We start from the raw sequence: 24319 nt of genomic DNA, 5'->3' as shown, positions 1-24319 counted from the left end.
CTTTTGACGTCGGGAGGCGGATGCGATGCGCGGAAAGCGATGGCTGCAGGCGCTTCTGGGGAGTGTGCTTCTCCTCGGTGCGTGCGGCACAACCCCTGAGGAGACAGAACCGCCGGAGGAAAACGACGCTCCGGAAGAGGAGGATCTGCAGCAGGAGACAGAGGAAGAGCCGGGCGGAGAAGAGGCTGCGGAAGAGGAGCCTCCCGCGGAGAGCGCGGAATCGGAGGAGCCCCCGGATGCGGAGCCGGAAGAAGATGTTTCCGGCAGCATGACGATTCATTTTATCGATGCCGGGCAGGGCGATGCGACGCTGTTTGAGCTCGACAGCGGGGAGACGCTGCTGTTTGATACGGGCGACTATCAATCGGATGACGTCGTGGATTACCTCGGCGCCCAGGGCATTGAGGAGATTGATATTCTCGTCGGCAGCCATCCGCACGCCGATCATATCGGGCAGATGGATCTTGTGCTCGAGCAGCTGGCGGTGGACGAAGTGTGGCTTTCCGGGGCGGTGACCTCGTCAAATACGTTCGAGCGGGTGCTCGATGCGGTCGATGGTTCAGGAGCGGTATACGAAGAACCCCGGGCCGGTGATGTGTTTGACCTCGGTCCTCTGGAAATCGACGTGCTTCATCCGTCGTCGCTTTCCGGAAATTTAAACGACGATTCGCTTGCTGTGCGCATGGTTTACGGCGAGGTATCCGTGCTGCTGACAGGGGATGTGGAAGCATCCGGAGAAGAAGCGATGCTGTCCCGCGGGAAGCCCGTGGATGCGGATATTTTCCAGCTCGGCCACCACGGCTCGAACACATCGACGACACAGGCGTTTCTCGATGCCGTATCACCGGAAACCGCCATTGTGTCATACGGCGCGGATAACAGCTATGGGCATCCGCACGCCGAAGTGGTTGAGCGCGTGGAAGCGTCCGGCGCCGACCTGTATGGCACGGCAGATCACGGTACAATCGTCGTGACGACAGACGGCGCAGACTACACGGTCGAAACCGGACAGGACGGCGGCGTGGAACCGCAGGAAACGGAGGAGACGCTTCCGGAGGAGGAAGAGGAGCAGCCTGAAGAAGCGGATTCCGGCGGAGCGGCCGGCACCGTTCCGGCAGGCTGTGTAGACATTAATTATGCTTCCGCCGAAGAGCTCGAGGCCATTCAGCATATCGGCCCCGAGCGGGCGGAGCAGATTCTTTCGCTGCGTCCATTCGGATCCGTGGAAGAACTGACGCGGGTCGACGGGATCGCCGAAGGACGGCTCGCCGATATTCTGGCGGAAGGAAAAGCATGTGCAGGAGGTGCAGCCCAGTGACGTATCATGGCGTAATTGACCGGATTGAAGACAACGACACAGCCGTGCTGCTTCATGAAGAGGCAGGTACGCAGTACGACCTGCCCGCAGACTCCCTGCCGGAGGGCGTACGGGAAGGCGACCATGTGACGTTTTCGCTCGAGGAGGGTGCCGTCGTAAATATTACGGCGGACCGGGAAGCAGCAGACGCCGCCTATAAGCGCATTCAGGAAAAACAGGAACGGCTGCAGAAACGAAGCGGTGGATCCAGAAGACGCCGGAAGCGGGAACAGGACTAACGGACCTTGTCTCTCTCCCACTTTTTTCATACGATAGAGACAATGAGTTTGAGACAGGAGTGAACGATATGGATATCTCTACCGTCCAGGGACCTGGTTCCCGGGCAGCAGAATCGACGATGCCTTCCATGAATATCGGTGACCGCAGCAGCTTTGTCCGTACCCTGCAGCAGACGCTTGCCGAAAAAGGTCACAACCCATCCTCCAATATTGATGGGATCTTCGGTGCGGAAACGCTGAAGGCGGTACGGTCCTATCAGCTGGTGAACGGTATTTCCAATCCGAACGGCAATTTCTACGGCACGGCCGGACCGCAGACGCTCGGCTCACTCGGCTTCGAGCATACGCGCGGTCCGGTGAGCGCTGCTTCGCTGCAGACTTCGGCTCCGCCATTGACGATGACGGCCGGCCGTACGGAGACAGCACCTTCCGCTTCCATGGATGCCGATGCACTTCTTACGTCCGCACAGCGCTACCTCGGTACACCGTACGTCTGGGGCGGCACGACGACATCAGGCATGGACTGCAGCGGCTTTGTTCAGAAAGTCATGAAAGAACACGGTGTGGAGCTGCCGCGGACGACGGCCCAGATGTGGGCGGCGTCCGAGCCGGTTTCCTCGCCGCAGAAAGGCGATCTCGTCTTCTTTGAAACACGTTCCGGCCCGTCGCACGTCGGTATTTACATGGGCGGCGATAAATTCATCCACGCCGGCGCGTCAACCGGCGTGACAGAGACAGATATGAACAACCCTTACTGGAGCGAGCGCTACCTCGGAGCGAAACGACCGGACACTGCCTGAGCAGTGTCTTTTTTTATTTCCCCGCCAAGCGTCTGAGATGTTCAACCAGCTTCACCATCCTGCCTCGTGCCTTATTGGAGAGGGAAGCCGCTCTGATCCTTCTTCAGAAAAGGTCCGCTTCTCTGCAGGGAATGTATCACAACGGACCGCTGTATGTTCAGTAACAGCGGCTGCACGTCCGTAACTGACGGCCCGGCGTCCGCTTCTGTCAAAACGTATCACTTCTCCTTCCAAAACGTTCACTTCTCACGAAAAACGTCCGCTGCTTTCCAAAAAGGTCCGTTTCCCGACTCAGGCTGTGTGAAAGGAACCAGAGCGGGTGCTGCAGCCGTGCAAACAGCGCCCGGCTGGAAGACAACAAGCCCACGCAGGTTTCTGCCGGGCAGCGGAGAAGCCCTATCAATAATAAGAAACGTGGTAGTTAACACCGATTTAAACTGCTGCAGCCCTCAGTATGCCTATGTAGAAAAGTCTTCCGATTTTATACATTTCTTACTCTATAAAGAAAGCCCTCACCATCGAATGGTAAGGGCTTCTCTATACTGGCTTTTATCCCAGTCGCAGCGCTGTTACTTATTCAGCAGCATTGTTTTCTGCTGTATCTTCTTCCATGTCCTCTTCTGTACCTTCTTCTGTGTCTGCTTCAGTATCTTCTTCTGTGTTTTCACCTGTGTCTTCTTCTCCGTTTTCACCTGAAGCACCTTCATCTGCTGACGTGACCTCATAAATTTTACCGCCATCCGTGGATGCAATCAGGGCGCCATCCTCTGTTACGAGGATATCACGGAAGCGTTCACCTTCGTCCGTCAACAGGCGCTCTTCGCCAACGATGAGGTCATCTTCAATAACGACACGTACAACATAGTTCGGCGCTAAGCCACCGATGAACAAGTCGTCCTCCCATTCAGGAATAGCGTCGTTATCATAGAAGGACATACCACTTGGTGCACTTGTTGGATCCCAGTAATATACCGGCTCCACAAAGCCCTGCTCCTCGTGTTCTGAAATACCTTCGTTGACAAATTCACCACTGTATTCGAGACCATAAGAAACGACCGGCCAGCCGTAGTTCTCGCCCGGCTCAATAATGTTCAGCTCATCACCGGCTTCCGGACCGAATTCAACAATCCATAAGTCTCCTGTTGCAGGGTTGAAGTCCACACCTTGAATATTACGGTGACCGTAGCTGTAAATACCATCCAGTGCGTCTTCATCTTCGACAAATGGATTCGACTCCACCGGCTCGCCATCCTGCGTAATGTGAATGACTTTGCCCAGGTAAGCATCCAGGTCCTGCGCACGTTCGCGGATTGGATCATCGGAACGCTCACCCGTTGTTAAGAACAGGTTGTCTTCATCATCAAAGATAATACGTCCACCGTAGTGCAGGCTGCCATCATATGCCGGCTCTGCCTGGAAGATGACTTCGAAATCTTCAAGGGAAGATTCATCTTCTGATAGAGCACCTTTTCCGACAGCCGTTACCGTGCCGCCTTCAACTTCCTGCGCGAACGTCAGGAATACCATTCGTGATTCGTCAAAATCAGGTGCGACGGTTACATCAAGCAGGCCGCCCTGCGCTTCGTTATCTACTTCTGGTGTCCCTTCAATTGGATCTGACACAGAACCATCTTCCAGGTCTAAAATATGAAGTCCTGCTTCATCCCTCTGCGTAATGAGCAGGCGGTTTGTATCGAACTCTTCCATACCCCAGGTTACTCCAAGACCTTCTGCCACAACTTCCTCATTAAGTTCTGCTTCCGTCTCTACTTCTGGTGCTCTAGTCTGCTCTGGGAATGCCGGCTCAAACTCCGTAACTTTTGGCTGGTCTTCAGCACTTCCATCATCGACTGTATTTTCTTCAGCATCCTCGTCAGCATTCTCTTCTGTGGAATCGTTCTCATTCTCGTCAGCATTTTCTTCAGCTGGAGCATTCTCGTTCCCGTCAGCATTTTCGCCATCGTTTTCTTCTGCTGCCTCGTTCGTGTTATTCGTGTTATCTGCTGCTTCTTCGTTTGTATTTTCCTCATTGCCACAGGCTGCAACTACCAGTACCGTAGAAAGCGAGAGAGCCATCAGGCCGTTTCTCTTCATCTTTTTCATTCTGTAATCATTCCTTTCATGTATTATGTTCTTTTATGCTTATACTAAAAATATAAGTTACTTACTATATTTCCCGTTGTCGAATTGTGTAAACTTCTGCTTTTACGCCCGGCGGATAAAAGAGAGATAGGAAACTATACGATCCTGTAATATCTAATTCGAAAGGCTTATATTTATTTTTTCAAATCAGGATCTCGACGTACAGAATTTGCATTTTCTGCGTTTCTGCTTAAAGGCGAAGGCGTTTTACATTCTGTCTGTAAAAAAGAACTATCGACTTCCGCATCAGCACTTCTTCTTTGAAAAATAGTCACTTGAACTAATTCTTTATGCTTACTCCTTTCTTTTTTCTCCCATCCGTGGTATAAACAACATAACGACGTTACGAACACATGCCCCGGGTACTTTGTGGAAGGAGTCCTCTTCATGTTTACTTCCTATATCATCGGTGTGCTGACTGGCATTCTGCTGGCTGCGCTGCTGTTTGCTGTCTTTATTTATGTCGTCCGGCCGAACACGCTGTTCCGCCGGTATGACCGCCGTTTTATGCACCTGGTGGAGACATCGAACGATTTTATGTACGCCGCCCGCGTTTATCCGAAGGTGAAATTTGATTATTTAAGCCCCTCTGCCGAGAACTTTTTCGGACCCGGCAGCAACAAAGAAGCGTACGTGAGCCCCGAGGCCCCGTTCCGCGATGTTCACCCGGATGATGCGGAAATGCAGTTGAAAAAGATCCGCGGAGAAATTGACTACAGCCGGCCGATTCTGCAGCGGTGGCGCGATCAGTACGGAAACTACCGCTGGTTTGAGGAATATGCGACGCCGATTTACAAAAACGGCCGCCTCATTGCCCTCCAGGGTGTGCTCCGAAACATCGATGAACGTGTCGAACTGGAAGAACAACTGCATTATCAGCTGTACCACGATGCACTGACAGACGTGTACAACCGGACGTTTTTCGAGAAGAAGCGGCGCGAGCTCGATGAAGAAACCGATGCCCCCGCCGCTATTTTCGTCATTGACCTGAACAATCTAAAGCAGATGAACGACCGGTTCGGCCATTCCTCCGGGGACAACCTGATCTGCCTGACAGCGTCGATTTTAAAAGAAGTGGAATCGGAAACCGTCCTTCCGGCACGCGTCGGCGGCGATGAATTTGCGCTTCTCCTTACGGATACGACGATGGATGAAATGAGGCAGATCCGCTGGGACATTCTTCAGCGCGTTCAGGAAAGGCGTTTCGATGTGAAGGAAGACTGTCCGCTCACTATTGCTATAGGAAGCGCTTTCACTCCCTCCTCGCTCGGGCGGATGGAAGAGCTGTTTATGGAGGCTGACCAGAATATGTACAAAGAAAAATACGCTCAGAAAACCTCCCCGGCACAGTAGCAATATCATAAACAGAACAGACCGCCTGCCGCTGACGGATCAGCAGCAGGCGGTTTTTTACGCAGCAGTTTCTACTTGTACGTGAGCGTCGTTTTCCCGATGACGTCCCGGTTGACGACGTATGGCGGGACCGTGCCGGAAAGCACCGAGCGGACGTTTTCCGCAGCCTTCCGCTTCAGTTCCACGATCGCCTCTTCGGAATAAAAGGCGGCATGCGGCGTCAGAATCACATTCTTCCGGCCGATCAGCGGATGATCCGGTGCCGGCGGCTCCACTTCCAGCACATCCAGCGCCGCGCCGCCGATATCCCCGCGGTCAAGCGCCTTCGTCAGCGCCGCTTCATCCACGACCGGTCCGCGCGCCGTATTAATGAGAACCGCCGCCGGCTTCATCGCCTGAAACGCCGCCTCGCCAAACAGCTTTTCCGTCTCCTGCGTCTGCGGCAGATGAATGGACACGAAGTCCGACTGCTTCAAAAGATCCTCCATCAGCACCATCTCCACGCCGTACGGATCGGCATCCCCCTGCGTCACGTACGGATCATAGGCCACCACCTTCAGTCCGAACGCCTGCGCTTTTTCTGCCAGCATACGGGAAATACTGCCGAATCCCGCCAGGCCGAGCGTCTGCCCGCGGAGCCGCGAGCCCGGCACACCGACCTTATAATCCCACGTTCCCTCCGTCACCGCCTGATGCATCCGCGTCACACTTCGCGACGCATCCAGAAGAAGCGCCATCGCATGATCCGACACCTCATCCTGGCAGTAATCCGGCACATTCGCCACCACGATGCCAAGGCTCGAGGCCGCATCCATATCGACCGTATTCACCCCGACACCGTACCGCGAAATCACTTTCAGCTCCGGCAGCGCCTCCAGCACCCTCCGCGTCAGCGGTGCATACTGATTCAGCACCGCATCCGCTTCCCGGCACTGCTCGATCACTTCGTCCTCCGTGCGGCACTGGCGTAACTGAAGCTCCATCCCCGCTTCCCGGAACACCGCCTCCTCCGGCGCAAACGTATCGTAATTATAATCCGTCACCACAATGTTCCAACTCATGTTCATCACCCTTTCCGCTGCAAAATCGACGTTCCTTCCGGTGTGCCGAGAATGGCTTCATCCGCCTGGTCCGGGAAGATCCCGGTTTCCACGACACCGGTCAGCTGTTTCAGTCTGCGATGAAGTGCCGCCGGATCGCTGACATCCCCGGTCCGGCAGTCCAGAATATAGTTGTCGTTGTCTGTTACAAGCGGTCCGTTCTCTCCCTGACGCAGCACCGGCTCCAGCCCTTCTGCTTCCAGCTTCGCCTTCGTCTGCTGCCAGCCGAACATCACCACTTCCACCGGCAGCGGAAAGCTGCCGAGAACGGAAACGGCTTTGGCTTCATCGGCAATAATCAGTACGCGGCGTGCCGCTTCAATGACGATTTTTTCCCGGAGAAGCGAAGCGCCTCCTCCTTTGATTAACGCAAGAGACGGAGAAATTTCGTCCGCGCCGTCCACGGCGGTATCAAGCGAAGCGGTTTCGGAGAAGGTAACGAGCGGAATCCCCCGCTCTGCCGCGAGGCGCGTCGTTTTCTCCGAAGAAGAGACGCCCCGGATATCCAGCCGTTCCTCCAGGATCCTCCGGCCGAGGGCGTCGAGAAAATACGTGACAGTGGACCCGGAACCGAGTCCGATCGTCGTGTGGTTCTGTATCTGTGCTGCGGCGGCTTCGCCGGCGTTTTTCTTCTGCTGATCGCTCATAGGGCGCTCTCTCCTTTTTGGATGGTGTAGAACAGTTCCTCCATCTGCCGCTGATTAAACACGACGGGCACCGGGTAGAGCGGATTCGCCTCCCGGCGGGCGCGGCGGGCAAGCGCTGGAATATCCTCTGTCCGGATCCCTTTGAGCGGTGCGATATGCATTTCTTTATTCATGCTGTCGACGGTGTCCGCCCACTCTTCCGGCGTGGAGAACGGAAGGCCCGCGCCCTGGGAAAGACGCGCCAGCGCCGGCGTACAGCGGGTTCCGTACATACGGAGCACATACGGAAGAATCCGGGCATTCGTACGGCCGTGCGGAAAGCCGTATGCGGCACCGAGGGCGTGGGCTGCGGCGTGGACATTGCCGACATAGGCGCGCGTAAATGACAGACCGGCGAAGTGGGCCGCTTCGAGCATCGCGCCTCTTGCCTGCAGATCGTCCCCGTCGTTATAGGCCCGTGGAAGAAAGGAAAAAATGCGGGAGACGGCTTTCTCACTCCACACTCTCGTTTTTGGCGTCGTGCTCCTGCCGATGTATGCTTCTACCGCGTGAGTGAGCGCATCCATGCCGGTCTCCGCGGTAAGTGCCGGCGGAAGGCTCTGGGTCAGAAGCGGATCCAGTACAGCCGCGTCCGGAATGAGCGGAAAATCGTTAATAATCATCTTTTCTTTCTCTGACCGGTCGGTAATCACCGCAGCGAGCGTCGCTTCGCTTCCGGAGCCTGCGGTCGTCGGGGCACAGACCGTGTACGGCGTTTCGTGCCTTACCCGGAGAATGCCCTTCATCTTACGGAGTGTTTTGTCCGGCCTTGCCGTGACAGCACCCGCCGCTTTCGCGCAGTCGATTACCGATCCGCCGCCGACCGCTGTTATGCAGTCCGCGCCGGACTGTCTGTATACCTGCGCGCAGGCTTCTGCTTCGTCAGTGGACGGATCACTCCGGACACCGGCGAACACCGTGACCGTAAGGCCGTTTTCGCTGCAGGCCTGCTCGAACTCCGTCAGCAGACCGGCTTCTTTAATCCCGTTGTCGGTGACGAGAAGCACGTGACGCTTTCCCATGGCGGATAAAAAGTGCGGGAGACGGCGCATCGCATGCTCCCCCTCAAGTCGTACCGGTTCTCTCCAGTCAAAGCGCGGCTGAATCCTGCGGAACACCGCTTGAAACCCGCGGCTGTAAACCGTTTCGATCATCTTCGTTCCCTCCCCGGGTCATCCCTGTGCGTCTTGATACGCATTTTTCTTCTGCTATGATACACTGATACTACTTACGCAGGCAGGGCGCACCCACTGCTGCGACTCCCTCTACGATCCCGTTATGGTACCTACCCTGCTGCTCCGCCTCCGATATTCTGTTAGAGGAGGACGATGCAATGTTTGGACGCTTATTTGCGCGCGACTATCAATCCTGGCAGCTCCCCGAGTTTAATATTATGGACGCCCACCACCTGGTTCAGGCCGTACAGGAACGGCCGGCGTTCATCCGTGCGGACGATGTCCTCGGCGGCGCCGGAACGGAAGGGCGCTACGTGTTTTTCGAATCGAGCCGGGATGCCCTCTTTGTCTTCCGCTTTCCGCTGACGAATTTTATGAATGTGTATGTACACGAGCGTGGGAGCGACGGGCTGTTCGGCCGCGATGACGGCATCAAAGCGGCGAGTGTCAGTGTGTCCGGCTACAAACCCGAAGAGCACGATGTAACGTATGTCGAATGCGGCTGGTGGATCGACCACTTAAACGGATTGTTCCGCTACTTAATCGACGTCAGCAGTCAGGAGCATTCCGGACAGCTTTCAGACGATCACTATGCCTACCTGCGGCGCCTGGAGCAGGCATCTGCTGCAAAAGAAAACGACCTGGCGGACATGTTCCGCCGCTGAATATGGAAAAGGCAGCCGGGAAGCTCCGGCTGTCTTTTCCTATGCGTCCGTTTTCTCTTCCGTGCTCTGATCCAGACGCTCCTGTGCCCGCTCCCTGCCGGTTTTCACCGGGGCATGACCGACGGCTTTCCCCAGGCCGAGGGCCGGCATGTTGTTATAGATACTTTCGCGCCGCGTCACTTCATACGTTTCGTGGAAAATACCAACGGCTCCCGAGGCGGCAGACGTTCTGTAGTATTCCTGCCAGGCTTTTAAATGTTTTCCGTGATGAGCATAATCAAGCAGTTCCTCCGTTGAGCGCCAGTACTGGATAAGCGTAATGCTCCGCCAGCCGATCATCATTTCGTGGGACAAAAAACCGTACTCCTTTTTCGTGTACAGCTCCCGGAGCATGTCAGGCATCGCCTTAAAAACAGGAAACCACGCCCGGAACTGCCTCAGCTTATTGATCCGCATTCCAATAATGAACAGTGTCACCGGCTGTCCGTCCGCTGCCGTCCGTCTGCCCCGGTAAATCTTCACTCCCATATCCCTTCTCCTTTCCATAGGTACCGCCTACAGCAGATCGCGTCCTTCTTCGAGCGTCCAGTGTCCAATTCCTTCGCCGAACCGCTCCTGCAGCTCACTTTTGATCAATGTCATGCCGGCCTGATGCCTGCCGGCGCGGAACAACTCCTCTGCTTCGAGCACAGAGACCATCTGCTTCATCCACGGCTTGATGTGACGTGTCTTCTCTTCGCGGGACATCGCCTGGATCTCTTTTTCCTTCTCCAGAAGCTTCTGCACGTACGGCTGCAGCGGGGCAGCGGAAATACCGGCAAGCACCGTGCCGGGCACGTCCATTTCCATAAGACGGAGCACTTCGAGTGCGAGCACATTGCGGCTTCCTTCCCAGAGCGGCAGTACCTGGGCGTCGCGGAGAAGTCTTGGCGTGACGAAATCTTCAATGTAGCCGTTGCCGCCGAGCATCTCCATCGCTTCCGCTGCAAAATGAACTGCCTGATCCGCCGTCTCCTCTTTTAGAAGTGCCGCCATCAGCCGGAGATACCCGCTGCCTTCGCCGGTCTCCGTCCAGCCGGCGAAGAGCCTTCCGAGCGAAAACACGGCCCGCGTCTCTGCTTCCAGCTTCACTTTGAGCCGAACGAGTGTATCCTGAATCATCGGATAGGAAATGAGCGGTCCGCCGAAAGCCATCCGTTCTTCTGCGTACGTTCTCATTTCACGAAGTGCCCGCCGGGAAATACCGATGGAGGCGACCGCGTTGCAGATGCGGGACAAGTTCAGTGCTTCAACCATATACGCAAAGCCGCGGAATTCCTCCCCGACGAGAAATCCTTCCGCGCCGTCAAACTCCACTTCCCCCGATGGCACGGCCCGCACCCCGAGCTTGTCTTTGAGCCGGCGGATCACGATCCGCTCTTCGTCCTCCTGTTTTTTCGGTACGAGAAAAAGCGACAGCCCTTTCGTTCCGTCCGGAGCATCCGGCGTCCGCGCAAGCACCATCATGACATCGGCCCGTCCGGCATTGCTCGCGAAATATTTCTCGCCGTAAAGGCGGTAGGACCCGTCTTCTGTCTGGAGCGCTTCCGTCGTGTTCGCGCCGACATCCGATCCGCCCTGGCGCTCCGTTAAAAACGTCGCTCCCTCCCACGTGTTCCGAAGGGAGAGCATCGGCGTGAGCCACGAGTCTTTCTGTTCCGGCGAACCGTAGGCTTCCAGAAGGTACGCTGCTGCCATCGACAGCGTGACAGGACAGTAAAATCCAGCCTCAGCCTGGGAGACAAGATACCCCTGAAAAAACGAGTACAGGTAGCCCGGCACCTCCTGCTCCCCTTCCGGCTTTTTGTGAATGTAACGGACGATGCCGGCGCCGTAAATATCCTGCGCCGTTTTCTCATATCCTTCATTGACGTGCACCCGGGAGACCTGCCTGCCGTATTTATCGTAGCGTTCCAGTTTCGGCTCTCCCGCACGGTCGGTAAACGCGGCCCGCTCATCGACCGGCCCTGCCGTGTAGGCGCCGAGGCGTTCCAGCTGGTCATCGGCAAACGCGTGTACCGATTCCGGCAGCAGCTCCCGTACCAGTTCCTGAATCAGTTCATCTTCTTTATACCAGTTCATCCGGAATATACCCCTTTCAGCTGAGAAAAACGCGCCGGTCTTCCGCGGCAGATAGTGCGGCGGCGGTCGTAATACGCTGCGTTTTCCGTGCATCTTCGTAGTCGGACTGAATCAGCGTGCGGTCCCCGGTGCGGAGCGCCTGCAGAAACGCCCGGGTCTCCAATGTATACGGATCTTCTTTGGATACCGTTGTCGTGACCCCTTCTTTTTTTGTCCACTGCATACGGTTCGGCTCCCAGTCAATCAGGCCGCCGTCCGTCCCGGCTGTGATTCCGACACGGCCGACACCTTCCGGCAGGGCGCACGTGCTGCGGAGGGAGACGAGCAGGCCGTTTTCCATCGTCAGTTCCACCAGCTGGGCGTCCTGAACCGTACTGTCTGCTTCCGTGTGCACACGTCTCGTCGAAGAGGCGCGGATCGATGCAGCCTCCCCGAACGTCCAGCGGATCAGATCGACGAGGTGCGTCGTCTGCTCGACAAACTGTCCGCCGGAGCGCGTCTGGTCCTTCCACCAGGAAACTCCCGGCCGGTCTCCGGACCATTCGCCGGATACGACCGCCGTTTCCTGCTGAAGCACCGCTTCTTTCCATGATTGAGCGGCCTCTTCATACCGGAAGTGGTAGCCGACCGACGTCAGCAGGCCGGTTTCACGGACGCGGGCTGCGATCTCTTCCGGGATTTCCATCCCGGCATGAAGCGGCTTTTCCACAAAAAACGGAATGCTGTGATCGAGCAGCAGATGCTCCACCGGCCCGTGACTCATCGGCGGCACGCAGATATAAACGCCGTCCAGCCGGCTGTTTTCCACCATCGCCTCCGCAGAAGAGAACGCTTCTGCACGCCCTTCGGAAAAACGCTCCGCTTTCTCCCGGGACGTGCCGCATACACTGACAATCTCCACCCCGGGCTCCTTTTCCAGGCGGTCCCGGTGCACGGCAGCAAACCCGCCGGTGCCGACTATTCCAATCCGCAGTGTCATCTCATCCCTCTTTTCCTGATATTTCTTCCAGTGTGACGCAGTGGGAGCCCGCTTGCAAGCGCTTTTCTCGATTTTTCAGACAATTTATGTCAAGCGGCTGCGGACTGGCGGAAGATCCAGGGAACAGCAGCGGCTGCTTGGTGCTGGCTTTTCCGACGGAGTCTCGTTTCGAGGGGGTGTAGTCTCATATCGGCGGTTTGTAGTCCCATAACTCCCCCTGCAATTCCGATAACCCGGGTGTGCCTTCCCAAAGCATCCGGAAAGTCCAACTTCCTCCAATTACCCCCATGCACCGGCAGCCAAGCCCGCTGCCCCTCTGCCTAAACTCCCTCTATTTCAACATACGAAAAAAGACAGAAGCGCTGGTTTCCGCTTCTGCCTTCCTGCTCTCTCTTATTCCTCGAATTCCCATTCAATCGAACGCTGGGCGATGGAGTCGTACAGTGTGACGGTCCAGAGTCCCTCTTCAAACGTGACATCCTCCACGGCGTAGTGGGTGGAGGCATCGTCATCGGCTGTTTCTTCCAGTGCGAGCTCCAGTGCCTGCTGCTCATCCAGCTCCGCACCGCTGTATTCCTCCGGCTGAATAATGCTTGCCCGTTCGGCCGTTCCCTGACCGGGATATGATTCCGCAATCGCACCTTCCGCCCAGACGTGCACAAAATCTCCGGGCAGGAGCTCCTCCGGCGTGCCTTCAAACCAGATCGCGTCATAGAACGTCTCGAGTCCGCCGGTATCACTGTAGTCCTCCGGCTCCTCCTCCACGACGAGCATCCGGTCCCCGTCGATTTCTGTCACATAACCGGTATGTGACGGCGGACCCGCCTCACCTTCACTGCTGCAGCCTGCCAGAACAATCCCTGTTCCGAGCAAGATCCATCCTTTCATGTTCATCCGCCCCCTTCATCCTTCTCTTTTAATGCTGCTTTATTTTCTGCATCCTCCCGCGAATAGACAGGACGCCCTGCTTCCCGGTACTGCTTCGCCTTTTTCACGCGGCGGTAAACATACCAGCCGACAAGCGCCACCAGCACACCGGTGATTAAATACTGTACGTTCTGAAATACCATGTACACCGCTTCCAGGTTACCGAGTGTGCCGAGGTACAGCATCACTAAAGCAACCGGAAGAACACCGATAAACGTAAAAAATCCGTACCGGAGCGGCGAGATTTTATAAAATGCTGCAGCGTAGACGATGTATCCCATGCCGAGGATCCGTCCGGCAGCAATCGTCCACCCGCGGTATTTCTCCATAAACCGGATCATCCGCTGGGAGCGGGCATTCCGGACACGCCGTTCGACGAGATGATGGAATTTATTCGACAGCATATACGGAATAAAAGCGACGCCGGTATACGCAGCACTCGCACTCAGGCTGAGCCAGAGCCATTCCCAGCCGGAAGGATCCATCACATACCCATAGACGAGGAAAACGATCGCCGCCGGAAACGGAATCGAAAGCGCCTCTATACCGACACCGATAAACAAGCCGATCGTGCCTATTTCCCGGAGTGTATCCATAATTAATTGAATCATGCGGACTGCCTCATTTCTCTTTCAATCTTTTTGACCGGCTCTGCCAATTTTTCCGGTGTCATGGGTTCCAATTCCCGCTTTTTTGGGTATACATTACTAGATGTCATCCAACCCCGGTGCAAATTATAGAGAGATGGTGGTGCACGTGCAGAATAACAGCCTCAGTCTAGACTCATTATATCAGGAATATCAGAAGCTCGCGGCAGTAATTGAGCATCTGCATACAAGCGTCGTTTTAACCGATCCGCACACTCCCGACAATCCAATTGTGTTCATAAACCCTGCGTTTACCACTCTTACCCAGTATACCAAAGAGGAGGCCATGGGGCGAAACTGTCGTTTCCTCCAGGGTGAGGACACCAGCAGGGAAACGATTGAAAAAATTAAAACAGCTGTTTCCCGTCACGAAAGTATTACGGTCGAACTGAAAAATTACCGGAAAGACGGGACCCCTTTCTGGAACGAGGTCCGGATCAGCCCTGTTTATGACGAAGACGGGGAATTGATCTACTACATCGGCCTGCAGGCGGACGTCACTGAGCGGCGGCATTACCAGGACAGCATTCAGTATCATGCGACACACGATGAGCTGACCGGGCTGCCGAACCGGAAAAAATTGATGGAAACCGTCAAAGCCCATTTAACAGAAAAGAAGCCGTTTACGCTGTTATTTATTGACCTTGACTCCTTTAAAGAAATCAACGATACGTACGGCCACCTTGCCGGCGATGACGTGCTGCAGAAAACAGCCGGGGTCCTCGAGCAGACTGCTGCAGCCGGCGGCGGAAGCGCCGCCCGGATCAGCGGTGATGAGTTCGTCATGCTGCTTCCCTCTTCCCTCGGAGAAGATGAATCAATCGTCTGTGTGGATAGAGTGCAGAAAGCAGTCACGCAGACGGTTCAGCTGGACGACACAACCGTGCAGGTAGAAGCAAGCATCGGCGCCAGCCGCTTCCCGGAGGACGGCACTACGTTTGAAGCACTGCTGCGTAACGCCGATCATGCGATGTACCGGGCGAAGCGCAGCAAAGCGTAGCGGACTGCCTTTCAGCTCGTACCACAGCAGTTTCAGAAAAAAATTGACATAGTGACTGTAACCAGCCCGGGCGACACTTTCTTCCCGCGTAAGCACGCCTGATGACATACGTCCGCCGAAAGGGACTCCCCTTCCGGCGGACGTTTTTATTTCCCGGGAAATATTCAGCTTTCTTCTTCCTCTTCCTGCTTCTTTTTCTTCTCTCGGAGCGCCTCTTTCCGTTTGCGCTGCCGGTAGCCGTAGGTGCCTTTAAGAACCGTTTCCTCGTCCTCAAGCCCGGCACCGATCGCACCGATTACTGTTGCAAGAGACGTCATCAGCCAAGCCAGGTAAAAGTAATATTGAAATTCAACCGGCCGGCCGAGCCCTTCGCTGGACTCCAGCATATCTACAGGAATAAATAAAAACACCGTAGCCAGGAAAGCCGCAAACAACACCCAGTAGTAGACGAATACACCGAGAACGATCGTAAACATCGTGGATATGTTATGCAGCCAGATTAAATGCGGTTTATCCGGCGCATCCGCGGTGCGTTCCCAGAGCTGATGGGTGGCGATGATCCAGAACGTCATGGCACTTGTGGAAATAACCATTAACAAAACCGCCCGCCAGAAATCGTAGTGGTCGGCAAGCGTCCAGACGGTCGGAAAAATCAGTGCATAGGCTCCGGTCGCAAAAGCGATGGCGACGATACTTTTAAACGTCAGCACGACTTTCCACGGATCATTCGCGCGGACCATGCCTGTAGCAACACGGAAGTATCCGTTCCATATTGGAGAGGCGATGAACCGGACGGAGCCGCGGCTCTCCTTTTCTTTATTTTCATCCGTTTCCTCTTTGCCTGTTTTCCGTGTGATCGGGGTCAAATGCTTCTGCGGGCCCCGGCTGATCAATTCGCGTGAGCCGGCGCGAGTCAGTTTCTCGTTATGCGAATCGCGGATGCCGTCAATACGTCTTTGTTCCTCGTCCCGGTCTTCTTCACTGACGCCGTGGTGCATTTCACTTACCAGCTGCAGCGACGCTTCGCAGACACGTCGGTAAAGCGGATAAATACCAAGTGCCGGAAACGAAATCTGGGCAATCGGACGGGTATCGTCAACTTCTGCTACGAGAAACTCCCCTTCTTTGAAAAGCGGCATGTCCGTAATAGCGATCGTGAAGTCCCACCCTTTTTCATCAGCAATAGTCTCCGCCTGCTCCAACGTCTTTCCGGCGTCCTGTTCCACCCCTATGTAAGAATCGACAACGATATCCACTTCCCAGCTGTATTCGTTGTCCACGTACTCGGGAAGGAGTTTTGTCAGAGCGCTTGCAAGCTGATTGGAAATATCCGATGCTGCTTCCGGTGCAGGAATAATGCCGAGTGTCAGTTTCGGTTTGTCACTCTGTTCTTCACTGCTCGTTTCCATTTCTTCTTCCTGCTCTGCAGCCTCTTCCTGCTTTTCAGCGGCCGCCTGCTCATCCTTATCTTTGTTTTTTTCTCTGTTTTTCTGCTTGATGCGACCGTACATATGGTTTTTTCCCCCTTTCTTCTATTATGTATTGGAATATATCTCATACCCCTTTTTTGGAAAACATAACCTTCTCTCTGCAGGGAAGTGTTCTTCTTTTCTGGTATCGCCAGATGCAACTATGAAATCACCGGTCCGGCGACAGAAAACACTATCATCCTGAAGCCGCACGCGGCAATCGGCTCCGCTTCGTCCGCTCGAACTCCATCTGTTACAACCTGCTGTCTTTGTGCACGATTCTGAAACATTTTGGAACATTTCCGCAACTGCTTTACATTTGTAAGTGCCGGGCGTATGCTTGATTTGACCAGCCGAGAAAGGAAGAATCCCCATGATGATCTTACTCATTTTTCTCATTTACGCCGGCTGGATTTTATTCCAGCTGCAGCTGAATTTAAGTATTTTGGATAATCCGCTCAACTACTTTCCGCCGCTTTTGATCCTGTTTCTGCTGTTTTTATCCTGGCAGCAGCGGCGCAGCGGCTGATATTTCCCGGGAAATACATGAGCCTGGGGGCTTCGTGCCCCTGGCTTTTTTTCGCGTTCTTCCACGCCGGCACAGGAAAACCGGGCCCCGCTCCCGAATAAAGACAGAAGGTAGTACAAAGGAGGAGGCTCCATGCACCGACTGTTTTTATTATCCGGTTTTCTGCTCGCACTGCTCTTTTTCTTCACGCATATTTTGTGGGTGCATCCGTACATCCACCCGCTGATGAACACGTTGTTTTATACGTTCCTTCTCGGGATCGGAGCGCTCCACATCACCGCGGTGGTCGTCACGCACAGCCACGTGCTTTCCACGATTATTCCGATTCTGATGCTGTTTGCATCGGTAACGCTGTTCAGCGGACTGCCGGCCTATGAATATTACATCGAGCGTCCGGAGCGGGAAGCGCTGCTGGAAGATTACCTTGATGAGACGTATCCGGACCGCCGGTTTGAAATTCATGACCGGATGGCCACAAATGAATCCATGCATTTATTTTATGTCCAGTTTGACGACGAGCCCGATTTTTACCATGCCTACCACATTCACGATGCCGTCGCTTCCGGTGATGTGCCGCCCTCTCCTTCCGGAGGTGCAGGCGTTCCGCAGTAAGACGGCACAAAAAAAGCAGTCAGACACGCTCCTGATGGAGTGGTCTGACTGCTTTTTTTCAGTCTGTATATCCTTTTGCCTGCATGCGCTGCAGAACAACGGTCATCTCTGCCCGGGTCATGTTTTCTCCGGGAGCGAAGGTCGTACTGGTCCGGCCGGACATGAGCCCGGAACCGACAGCCTTTTTCACACTTCCTGCAGCCCAGCTGCTGATGGCGGATTCATCGGCAAATACCTTCGAACTGGCAGGCGGGCTCACGCCGCCTCTCGTTTCCGCTGCCCGGACGAGGAGGGCAGCCATTTCCTGTCTTGTAATCTCCTGACCCGGACGGAAAACGAGGGATCCCGAAGAAGTTCGGTAGCCTGCAATCAAATCGGCTTCGTACGCCGCTGCAATGCCCGGCGTATACCAGCTTCCCGCTGCGACATCGGTAAACGGCTCACGGACACCGGACGTGTTCAGCTGAAACAGTCTGGTAAGAAGCACCGCAGACTCTGCGCGGGTCACCGGACCATTCGGTACGAAGGTGGTCGCCGTGCGCCCGGCGGTAAGCCCTTGCTTTGTCATCGCAATGATCGAGTCTTTCGCCCAGTGGTTCGTAATGTCGGTAAATGTTATCTTCCGGACTATCAGCGTCTGCCCCGCGGTAAGGCCATCGCCGCTCAGCCCGTTCCAAAGGCGCAGTTTTTCTGTCGTCGTGCCGAACGTCTGTGCAATGCCGTACAGCGTATCCCCGCTCTTTACCGTGTACGTCGACTCAATGGTCACCCCGGCTGTGCCGAACATTTCACCGATCGTGACAAATCGGTAGCCGCGCGCATCCAGCTCCTGAATCATATCCGGAAGCGCATACGGCGTCCCCGGTGCCCCGGCACCTGTGTGCATGAGGACGATCGACCCCGGTACGATATTGGAGACAACCTTGTCGACGATTTCATTCTTTGACGGACCGCGCCAGTCAATCGTATCGATATTCCAGTGGAGTGTATGCGTATAGCCGGCATCACCGACCGCATCGAGCACCGCATTATTCACAGCCCCGAACGGCGCGCGGAACAACGGCTTCGTCGACTGACCTGTCAGTTCAACGGCAAGTGTCTCCGTCCGCTGCAGCTCCTGCCTGATCTGTGATGCGCTCAGCGTCGTAAAATCCGGGTGCGTGTCAGAGTGGTTTGCTACCTCGTGTCCTTCGGCGGCAATGCGCCGGATCATATCCGGATGGTGCCGCATCCCGCTTCCAGTCAAAAAGAAGGTCGACGTGACATTATACTCATCAAGCACGTCCAGAATAATCGGCAGGTTCGTCCCGTCCGCCCCATCATCAAACGTCAGTGCCACGACCTTTTCTGTTGTCGTCCCTTTCGTCACCCAATTCGATCTCGCCGCTTCTGCTTCTTCCGGATGAACGATACCCGCCGCTCCAAACAGCATCAACCCCGCCAGGACAGCCGCCATGAACCGTTTCACCGTTCCCACCCCTATTCTCATATGCAGAATATGCCGTGCATATGTATCCGGAAAAAGAGAGCGCTCTCACCTGTACCTTTATTATACTACGATCCGCTGATAAACGGGGTGTTTCCAAAAGAAAAAAGCGGCAGGAAGCCGCTTTTCACAATGCTGGTGCGATGCTTATTCATACGTCATTTTCATGATGATTCCCTGGGGATGATTTCCGAAAGCCGGGCCGAATATATTCATGCCGCCCTGATGCTCAGCAGTTTCTTTAATGCCCATCCGAAAGGAAATGAACGGCTGGTCGGCAAGGGCGAGAGCGTCGAGCACCGGGCCATCCGGGAGTTTTTTCCCGTCCAGGAAACTCCCTTCTCTTGAAATGACCCACTCTTTCAATTCCCCGTACTGGGTGTAATTCGTACGCCACCAGGAAGGCGTGTAGGTTCCTCTCGTTCCGCCGAAATCGGCCGGGGACGTCCATGTGCCGACTTCGGTCTGGTTCACCCAGCACGTGATGTCCGACGGCCAGTCCATTTTATAGTTAGGCGCCTCCGAGCAGATCTCTGCGCTGAAGGAAAGCTCCAGCGGCTCTGCTCCTCCGGGAAGACGGTTCGGAAAGCGGTATTCAACGAACCCATCCTTAAAAAAGACCAACTGTGCTTTCATCCGCTCCGGCTCGTAGAAAGATCGCGGATCGTCCTGTCTGCCGATATAGTCCTGTTCCCCGACGAGGCCGCAGTGCGGCTCGATCCGGCAGTCGTGGTACTCACCGACCGGCATCTCAATCTCCACCTGGTGGGCGGGCTCCTCCTCCTGTTCCGGATGAAGCTGTATCAGAATCTGATCGTAGTTAACCGCCGACACCTTCTGCGTGCCCCGTCCCGGCACAAGCTCCGTGGAAATCAGCCCTGCCTTCTCGAGTTTACTGACGTGCGAAGCGGTCGTGGAAAAAGGGATGCCGAGCTTATCGGCGAGTGTATTCACATTCTGCGGCTGATCGCTTAAAATCCGCAGAATATCAATTCGAGTTTCATTGGCGAGCGCTTTGGCTGCCGTCAGCATGCTGCTGAATGTGAGATCAAGCTGTTTCATCGTGCCACCACCTGCGTCGTTTTCTCCAGTATAACAGAGACCCCCGGCCAAAAGGACGGAGGTCGCCTGCTGCTTTACGTTGTTGGAGACTGCGCTTCTCTGCGGAACTGCAGCTCCTGCACGATCGCGTTGTACTCATCTTCCGTGTAGGAGTAGAAATACATAATAACCAGGCGGATCAGAGAGCCGAGCGCCGGCAGGAACGCGACGACGAAGAACAGTCCGTCCATCGTTGCCTGCGTCTGCGCCTCATTCGGCACGTAATTGATCCAGACGAGGATCATCCCTGTCAGACCGCCCGCTGCGGCTACAGACAGTTTACCGGTGAAGGTCTGACCGGAAAATGTCACTGCTTCATTCCGTTTCCCGGTTTTGTATTCCGTATACTCGATCGTTTCGGCAAGCATCGAGGAAATCAGCGGCCCCGTGGCGGTATAGAGGAACATCGTAATCGTAATAAACACGAAGGACAGAATAACACTCTGGTATCCGCTCATAAACCAGACGATCCGGACGGCGATATCGATAACCAGAATGACCATAAGCAGGTTCTTTTTCTTAAACCGCTTCGCAAGCGATGGGATAACAAAGAACCCGAGGCAGCTCGCCAGACTGATGACACCGAAGATCGACATTAAGGCAGCGCTTCCAAGATTGTACGTAAAGAAGAAGACGTTGAGCCCCTGTGTAATGTTCATAAACACATTGCAGAAAAATACGGCTAGAATGGCAAACATCGGCTTGTTGGCACGGATGGCGCGGACCGCATCGCTCATTTTCACCTTGGTCTTCGGCGGCTTTACACGCTCTTTCGTGTTTTTAAATCCGTTCAGCATGAGCGGCAGTGCCACGAGCATCAGCACTACCGTGGCGAGGAAGTACCCCTGCCCCTGATTGCCCTGCCCGAGAAATTCTGTCAGGGGAATGAAGAATACCGGTGACAGGCCGATTCCCATAAATACGCCCATGTTCGCAAACGTAATCAACTTCGTCCGCTGCTGGGAATCCTGGCTCATGACCGTTGAAAGCGACCAGTACGGAACGTCCGAGACGGTGTAGATCATGCCCCACAAAATGTACGTACTGCCGGCGAACAGAATTTTCGCCGTGTCACTCATCCCATCGAGCGGAAGAAAGCAGACGATGGTTGAGACGACGATGAAAAACGGCATAAATTTTAAGTATGGCCGGAATTTGCCGTTCTTTCCGTGCAGCGTATCCATAATCGACGCCATGAGCGGATCGTTAACGGCGTCCCATACACGGGCGATGACAAAAATCAAACTCGCGGCTGCGGCAGAAATGCCCAGGATATCCGTATAGAAAAACAGAATGTAGGAGCCGATCAGTCCGAAACTGATGCACTGACCGAACCCGTACCCGAAATAGGAGGCAATTTCTTTGCGTGTAATATCTTCTTTCACCTGCGGCTTTTCCACCGGCTGCTTTACTGCTTCTTCCATGGTCTCCACCCCTTTGTCTTAATCAAACACAAATCCATTTTTCCGGCGGTTCAGCACGCTCCGCACGGCTTCTATTGAAAATTTCGGCTGATGATCGTGATCGAGGAGGCCGTTTCCTTCCTGCTCCACATCGGCAAGCTGCGTATAGCAGAATCCCTGCACGAGCGGCGTATCCTGCACCGTGCGGATCAGAGACGCAATCCGCTCCCAGGCCGCTTCTTTTGTCTGCGGCCGTATGCCGTAGCCCCATTCGTCTTCCGCGCCGCCGAACGCAACGCCGCCGAACTCGCTGATCAGGAGCGGTTCCCCGCGGTGCTTCCAGCCGGAAGCGTAATTCTGACGGCGGCTCGTTAAGGACGGAGCGCCGTGGAGCAGTTCCTCTTCGATCTCATAACCCGCTTTCATCCTGCCGGCATCACTCGTATAATCATGAATCGTTAACAGATCCGTCAGCGTATGCTCCCAGCCGTCATTTCCGACAACGAGCCGCGTCGTATCCAGCGCCTTCGTCTGATAGTAGAGCGCATTGACGAGCGCCTGCTGAGCTCCGTTTTCATAGACCTCCGGAATGCCCCATGACTCGTTCATGAGCGTGTAGACGATGACGGACGGGTGGTTGTAATGTTTCTCGACCATCTCCCGGGCGCCGTCCAGAAGATTCGCTGCGGCCTTCCGGCTGAAGCGGTAGGCGCTCGGCATTTCCGCCCAGACGACGAGTCCGAGGCGGTCGCACATGGATAAATACCGTCTGTCAGCGATTGTCTGATGGCGGCGGACACCGTTGAATCCCATCTCTTTCACGTAATGAAGGTCCTTCTCCATCTGCTCTGCCGTACCGCTCATCCCGCGCCCCGGATAGTACCCCTGATCCAGAATGAGCTGCTGGTAGAACGTCTCCCGGTTCAGAAGCACCCGCCCGTTTTCCACGCGGATATCGCGCATTCCGGCATACATAGTCAGCTCATCGAGAGGCCTGCGGTCCGCATCGACCACCCGCAGCTCGATGTCGTATAAATGCGGTGCTTCCGGCGACCACGTATACACGCGGAAATCGGCGCTGTCGGTATCGGCTTCCAGCTCGATCGTGCCTTCTGTTTTATCCGGGCGCAGCCATATCCCGGCGGTGGTGATCCACTCTCCCTGAAAGGTAAGTTCCGCTTCCACATAGACAGGTTCTGTCACGCCGGCGAGCGTCGTATGCAGCGAAAAGCGACCGGTGTTGATGTCCGGCGTAATATGCCAGTCCGCCGCGTACGTCGTCTGCACCGCTTCCATCCAGACCGGCTGCCAGATGCCGGTGGTCGGCGTGTACCAGCAGAGAAAGTTTTTCCCTTTCCAGGACTGCTTGCCGAGCGGCTGATCGACAGACGTCGTATCCTCCACACGCACGACGAGATCGTTCCGCCCGTGCTGAAGCGCCTCACCGGCAGGCAGTGTAAACGGCGTGAAACCTCCGCTGTGTCCGCCGAGCCGCACGCCGTTCAGCCAAACGTCCGCTTCTGCATCGACAGCCTCAAAATGGATGAGCAGCTCTTTGATCTCCTCTTTCCACTCAAACGACCGGCGGTACCAGAGGATCTTCCCCGATGCCACCTCTCCGGCATCGTCAAATTCCGGTGCGCACGGAACATGAATCGTGGCCTCCCATGCGTTCCGTGTCTCGTGCCACTTTTCTTTTCTCCCCTTGTCCTCCGGATCTTCCCGGATCTCCCATTCACCCTGAAGATCATACCAGCTCCCGCGGCGCGCCTGCGGTCTCGGATGCTCCGCGGTGTCAGACACCTGCGGAACGATTGCCTCCTGCAGCATCATCCCAACTCCCTTTCTGAAAGCGTTTCCTCATTCAATAAATTCATTATTACATATAATTTAGTTTTATAACAATAAAATAAGTAATAAAAATCAAAAAAGGAAGAAAGTCTGTAGAGACTTCCGTTCTTTTCCTTACATGGCGGTGGACAAAAAAGAACCAGACAATGCCCACCTGCTTTTAAAAGAAAAGTAGGGGTTATTGAATGGGTTAGCACTTCCTGCCTGCCCCTGCAGCCGTACGCGTTCCGGAGGGAACACGAACTGCGGGACGAGAGCGGAAAACGGATTGGAGCAGCGGGGGCCGCCGGAAATTCGGCGGCCGGTGGTCCGGTGGACTGGAAAGTTGGTCCGATTCGGTACGGAACATGTTCCGATTTGGGCTGAAGATGGTCCGATAGAATGCGCTTGGTCCGGGGGAGACCGGTCCTGGTCCGGTACAGGGCTGCGGTGTTCCGATAACGAGCCGTGCAGGTCCGCGGGCGGCTGTTTCTGGTCCGGTGTTTTTCGCATGACATCAAACTGCCGCTTCCAAGCACCGTCATCTGCGAAAACCACCAGGAAAAGGAATACTAGAATCTGTATAGTGTGAAGCGGGAGCACTCCCGGCTGGAAGACAAGCTTCTGCCGGACAGCAGAGAAGCTTATCAACAGAAAGTAACGATGTATTGAACAACGATTTGAAATGCTGCAGTCCT

The 24319-nt window shown here is 55.1% G+C and carries 22 protein-coding genes and 1 pseudogene; 9 read left to right on the top strand and 14 right to left on the bottom strand.

Going from position 1 to position 24319, the window contains the following annotated elements; genetic code table 11:
- Nucleotides 1-25 precede the first annotated feature (25 nt).
- From C6I21_RS04175 to C6I21_RS04165, 4 genes and pseudogenes are all read left to right on the top strand, one after another.
- Nucleotides 26-1318: an MBL fold metallo-hydrolase gene (locus C6I21_RS04175; protein WP_245411534.1), complete on the top strand. Its 1293-nt coding sequence runs from the start codon at nucleotides 26-28 to the stop codon at nucleotides 1316-1318.
- Nucleotides 1315-1596 (top strand): DUF3006 domain-containing protein, encoded by a 282-nt coding sequence (locus C6I21_RS04170; RefSeq protein ID WP_181186084.1) that lies wholly within the window; start codon nucleotides 1315-1317, stop codon nucleotides 1594-1596. The genes C6I21_RS04175 and C6I21_RS04170 overlap by 4 nt, the downstream gene beginning before the upstream one ends.
- Nucleotides 1597-1678: 82 nt before the next feature.
- Nucleotides 1679-1738, top strand: a pseudogene (locus tag C6I21_RS16865) (hypothetical protein); the annotation flags it as partial.
- Complete coding sequence (locus C6I21_RS04165; protein ID WP_425352472.1) at nucleotides 1716-2396, top strand: C40 family peptidase; 681 nt, start codon at nucleotides 1716-1718, stop codon at nucleotides 2394-2396. The pseudogene C6I21_RS16865 and the gene C6I21_RS04165, both read left to right, overlap by 23 nt.
- Before the next feature lie 573 nt (nucleotides 2397-2969).
- Here the strand turns inward: C6I21_RS04165 and C6I21_RS04160 are convergent.
- Nucleotides 2970-4499, bottom strand: a complete 1530-nt coding sequence (locus C6I21_RS04160) for a PQQ-dependent sugar dehydrogenase (protein ID WP_105958184.1) — start codon at nucleotides 4497-4499, stop codon at nucleotides 2970-2972.
- Between the two features lie 426 nt (nucleotides 4500-4925).
- Here C6I21_RS04160 and C6I21_RS04155 point away from each other — a divergent pair, with 426 nt between their 5' ends.
- Nucleotides 4926-5891, top strand: coding sequence for a sensor domain-containing diguanylate cyclase (locus C6I21_RS04155; RefSeq protein WP_105958183.1), 966 nt, complete (start codon nucleotides 4926-4928; stop codon nucleotides 5889-5891).
- Nucleotides 5892-5962: 71 nt separating this feature from the next.
- Here the strand turns inward: C6I21_RS04155 and C6I21_RS04150 are convergent, their stop codons facing one another.
- From C6I21_RS04150 to C6I21_RS04140, 3 genes are read right to left on the bottom strand one after another with little or no spacing between them, the layout of a single operon-like run.
- On the bottom strand, nucleotides 5963-6952 hold the full coding sequence (locus tag C6I21_RS04150; RefSeq protein WP_105958301.1) for a C-terminal binding protein: 990 nt from the start codon (nucleotides 6950-6952) through the stop codon (nucleotides 5963-5965).
- A gap of 5 nt (nucleotides 6953-6957) precedes the next feature.
- Nucleotides 6958-7638 carry a ribose-5-phosphate isomerase RpiA gene (gene rpiA, locus C6I21_RS04145; protein ID WP_105958182.1) on the bottom strand — a complete coding sequence of 227 codons (681 nt, stop codon included), beginning with the start codon at nucleotides 7636-7638 and terminating at the stop codon, nucleotides 6958-6960.
- The gene (locus tag C6I21_RS04140) at nucleotides 7635-8831 is read right to left on the bottom strand and encodes an iron-containing alcohol dehydrogenase (RefSeq protein WP_105958181.1); all 1197 of its coding nucleotides are present in this window, start codon (nucleotides 8829-8831) and stop codon (nucleotides 7635-7637) included. The genes rpiA and C6I21_RS04140 overlap by 4 nt, the downstream gene beginning before the upstream one ends.
- A gap of 179 nt (nucleotides 8832-9010) precedes the next feature.
- Here C6I21_RS04140 and C6I21_RS04135 point away from each other — a divergent pair, with 179 nt between their 5' ends.
- A complete protein-coding gene (locus tag C6I21_RS04135) occupies nucleotides 9011-9517 on the top strand; it encodes a hypothetical protein (protein ID WP_105958180.1) in 507 nt (168 codons plus the stop codon).
- 39 nt (nucleotides 9518-9556) lie between these two features.
- Here the strand turns inward: C6I21_RS04135 and C6I21_RS04130 are convergent, their stop codons facing one another.
- From C6I21_RS04130 to C6I21_RS04110, 5 genes are all read right to left on the bottom strand, one after another.
- Nucleotides 9557-10045: a DUF4188 domain-containing protein gene (locus C6I21_RS04130; RefSeq protein WP_105958179.1), complete on the bottom strand. Its 489-nt coding sequence runs from the start codon at nucleotides 10043-10045 to the stop codon at nucleotides 9557-9559.
- Between the two features lie 27 nt (nucleotides 10046-10072).
- On the bottom strand, nucleotides 10073-11638 hold the full coding sequence (locus C6I21_RS04125) for an acyl-CoA dehydrogenase family protein (RefSeq protein ID WP_105958178.1): 1566 nt from the start codon (nucleotides 11636-11638) through the stop codon (nucleotides 10073-10075).
- 16 nt (nucleotides 11639-11654) lie between these two features.
- Nucleotides 11655-12617 (bottom strand): Gfo/Idh/MocA family protein, encoded by a 963-nt coding sequence (locus C6I21_RS04120; protein WP_105958177.1) that lies wholly within the window; start codon nucleotides 12615-12617, stop codon nucleotides 11655-11657.
- 393 nt (nucleotides 12618-13010) lie between these two features.
- Nucleotides 13011-13505 (bottom strand): DUF3221 domain-containing protein, encoded by a 495-nt coding sequence (locus tag C6I21_RS04115; protein ID WP_181186083.1) that lies wholly within the window; start codon nucleotides 13503-13505, stop codon nucleotides 13011-13013.
- 2 nt (nucleotides 13506-13507) lie between these two features.
- Entirely contained in the window at nucleotides 13508-14155 is a 648-nt protein-coding gene (locus C6I21_RS04110) for a DedA family protein (RefSeq protein ID WP_105958175.1), read from the bottom strand.
- Nucleotides 14156-14255: 100 nt separating this feature from the next.
- Between C6I21_RS04110 and C6I21_RS04105 the strand changes: the two genes are divergently transcribed.
- Complete coding sequence (locus tag C6I21_RS04105) at nucleotides 14256-15191, top strand: GGDEF domain-containing protein (protein ID WP_105958174.1); 936 nt, start codon at nucleotides 14256-14258, stop codon at nucleotides 15189-15191.
- Between the two features lie 164 nt (nucleotides 15192-15355).
- On the opposite strand, the gene C6I21_RS04100 is transcribed toward C6I21_RS04105, so the two are convergent.
- Nucleotides 15356-16702, bottom strand: a complete 1347-nt coding sequence (locus C6I21_RS04100) for a hypothetical protein (RefSeq protein WP_105958173.1) — start codon at nucleotides 16700-16702, stop codon at nucleotides 15356-15358.
- Nucleotides 16703-17033: 331 nt separating this feature from the next.
- Here C6I21_RS04100 and C6I21_RS16345 point away from each other — a divergent pair, with 331 nt between their 5' ends.
- Complete coding sequence (locus C6I21_RS16345) at nucleotides 17034-17189, top strand: hypothetical protein (RefSeq protein WP_181186081.1); 156 nt, start codon at nucleotides 17034-17036, stop codon at nucleotides 17187-17189.
- 132 nt (nucleotides 17190-17321) lie between these two features.
- Entirely contained in the window at nucleotides 17322-17801 is a 480-nt protein-coding gene (locus tag C6I21_RS04095; RefSeq protein ID WP_105958172.1) for a hypothetical protein, read from the top strand.
- Between the two features lie 58 nt (nucleotides 17802-17859).
- Here the strand turns inward: C6I21_RS04095 and C6I21_RS16755 are convergent, their stop codons facing one another.
- From C6I21_RS16755 to C6I21_RS04075, 4 genes are all read right to left on the bottom strand, one after another.
- On the bottom strand, nucleotides 17860-19269 hold the full coding sequence (locus C6I21_RS16755; protein WP_181186080.1) for a polysaccharide deacetylase family protein: 1410 nt from the start codon (nucleotides 19267-19269) through the stop codon (nucleotides 17860-17862).
- Nucleotides 19270-19434: 165 nt separating this feature from the next.
- Nucleotides 19435-20349: an ArsR/SmtB family transcription factor gene (locus C6I21_RS04085; protein ID WP_105958170.1), complete on the bottom strand. Its 915-nt coding sequence runs from the start codon at nucleotides 20347-20349 to the stop codon at nucleotides 19435-19437.
- A 74-nt stretch (nucleotides 20350-20423) separates the two neighbouring features.
- On the bottom strand, nucleotides 20424-21812 hold the full coding sequence (locus C6I21_RS04080) for an MFS transporter (protein ID WP_105958169.1): 1389 nt from the start codon (nucleotides 21810-21812) through the stop codon (nucleotides 20424-20426).
- A gap of 18 nt (nucleotides 21813-21830) precedes the next feature.
- The gene (locus C6I21_RS04075; RefSeq protein WP_105958168.1) at nucleotides 21831-23624 is read right to left on the bottom strand and encodes a glycoside hydrolase family 2 protein; all 1794 of its coding nucleotides are present in this window, start codon (nucleotides 23622-23624) and stop codon (nucleotides 21831-21833) included.
- Nucleotides 23625-24319 lie beyond the last annotated feature (695 nt).

It is taken from the genome of Alkalicoccus urumqiensis, assembly GCF_002993335.1.
Classification (GTDB): Bacteria; Bacillota; Bacilli; order Bacillales; family Salisediminibacteriaceae; genus Alkalicoccus; species Alkalicoccus urumqiensis.
Note: the sequence above shows the minus strand (reverse complement) of the source record. Positions and strands in the feature narration are given on the sequence as shown.

What these genes read in the sequence shown, in the direction of transcription:
- C6I21_RS04175 (WP_245411534.1), top strand. Translation starts at nt 26, where the DNA reads ATGCGCGGAAAGCGATGGCTGCAGGCGCTTCTGGGGAGTGTGCTTCTC.
- C6I21_RS04165 (WP_425352472.1), top strand. Translation starts at nt 1,716, where the DNA reads ATGCCTTCCATGAATATCGGTGACCGCAGCAGCTTTGTCCGTACCCTG.
- C6I21_RS04160 (WP_105958184.1), bottom strand. Translation starts at nt 4,499, where the DNA reads ATGAAAAAGATGAAGAGAAACGGCCTGATGGCTCTCTCGCTTTCTACG.
- C6I21_RS04155 (WP_105958183.1), top strand. Translation starts at nt 4,926, where the DNA reads ATGTTTACTTCCTATATCATCGGTGTGCTGACTGGCATTCTGCTGGCT.
- C6I21_RS04150 (WP_105958301.1), bottom strand. Translation starts at nt 6,952, where the DNA reads ATGAGTTGGAACATTGTGGTGACGGATTATAATTACGATACGTTTGCG.
- rpiA (WP_105958182.1), bottom strand. Translation starts at nt 7,638, where the DNA reads ATGAGCGATCAGCAGAAGAAAAACGCCGGCGAAGCCGCCGCAGCACAG.
- C6I21_RS04140 (WP_105958181.1), bottom strand. Translation starts at nt 8,831, where the DNA reads ATGATCGAAACGGTTTACAGCCGCGGGTTTCAAGCGGTGTTCCGCAGG.
- C6I21_RS04135 (WP_105958180.1), top strand. Translation starts at nt 9,011, where the DNA reads ATGTTTGGACGCTTATTTGCGCGCGACTATCAATCCTGGCAGCTCCCC.
- C6I21_RS04130 (WP_105958179.1), bottom strand. Translation starts at nt 10,045, where the DNA reads ATGGGAGTGAAGATTTACCGGGGCAGACGGACGGCAGCGGACGGACAG.
- C6I21_RS04125 (WP_105958178.1), bottom strand. Translation starts at nt 11,638, where the DNA reads ATGAACTGGTATAAAGAAGATGAACTGATTCAGGAACTGGTACGGGAG.
- C6I21_RS04120 (WP_105958177.1), bottom strand. Translation starts at nt 12,617, where the DNA reads ATGACACTGCGGATTGGAATAGTCGGCACCGGCGGGTTTGCTGCCGTG.
- C6I21_RS04115 (WP_181186083.1), bottom strand. Translation starts at nt 13,505, where the DNA reads ATGAAAGGATGGATCTTGCTCGGAACAGGGATTGTTCTGGCAGGCTGC.
- C6I21_RS04110 (WP_105958175.1), bottom strand. Translation starts at nt 14,155, where the DNA reads ATGATTCAATTAATTATGGATACACTCCGGGAAATAGGCACGATCGGC.
- C6I21_RS04105 (WP_105958174.1), top strand. Translation starts at nt 14,256, where the DNA reads ATGTCATCCAACCCCGGTGCAAATTATAGAGAGATGGTGGTGCACGTG.
- C6I21_RS04100 (WP_105958173.1), bottom strand. Translation starts at nt 16,702, where the DNA reads ATGTACGGTCGCATCAAGCAGAAAAACAGAGAAAAAAACAAAGATAAG.
- C6I21_RS16345 (WP_181186081.1), top strand. Translation starts at nt 17,034, where the DNA reads ATGATGATCTTACTCATTTTTCTCATTTACGCCGGCTGGATTTTATTC.
- C6I21_RS04095 (WP_105958172.1), top strand. Translation starts at nt 17,322, where the DNA reads ATGCACCGACTGTTTTTATTATCCGGTTTTCTGCTCGCACTGCTCTTT.
- C6I21_RS04085 (WP_105958170.1), bottom strand. Translation starts at nt 20,349, where the DNA reads ATGAAACAGCTTGATCTCACATTCAGCAGCATGCTGACGGCAGCCAAA.
- C6I21_RS04080 (WP_105958169.1), bottom strand. Translation starts at nt 21,812, where the DNA reads ATGGAAGAAGCAGTAAAGCAGCCGGTGGAAAAGCCGCAGGTGAAAGAA.
- C6I21_RS04075 (WP_105958168.1), bottom strand. Translation starts at nt 23,624, where the DNA reads ATGATGCTGCAGGAGGCAATCGTTCCGCAGGTGTCTGACACCGCGGAG.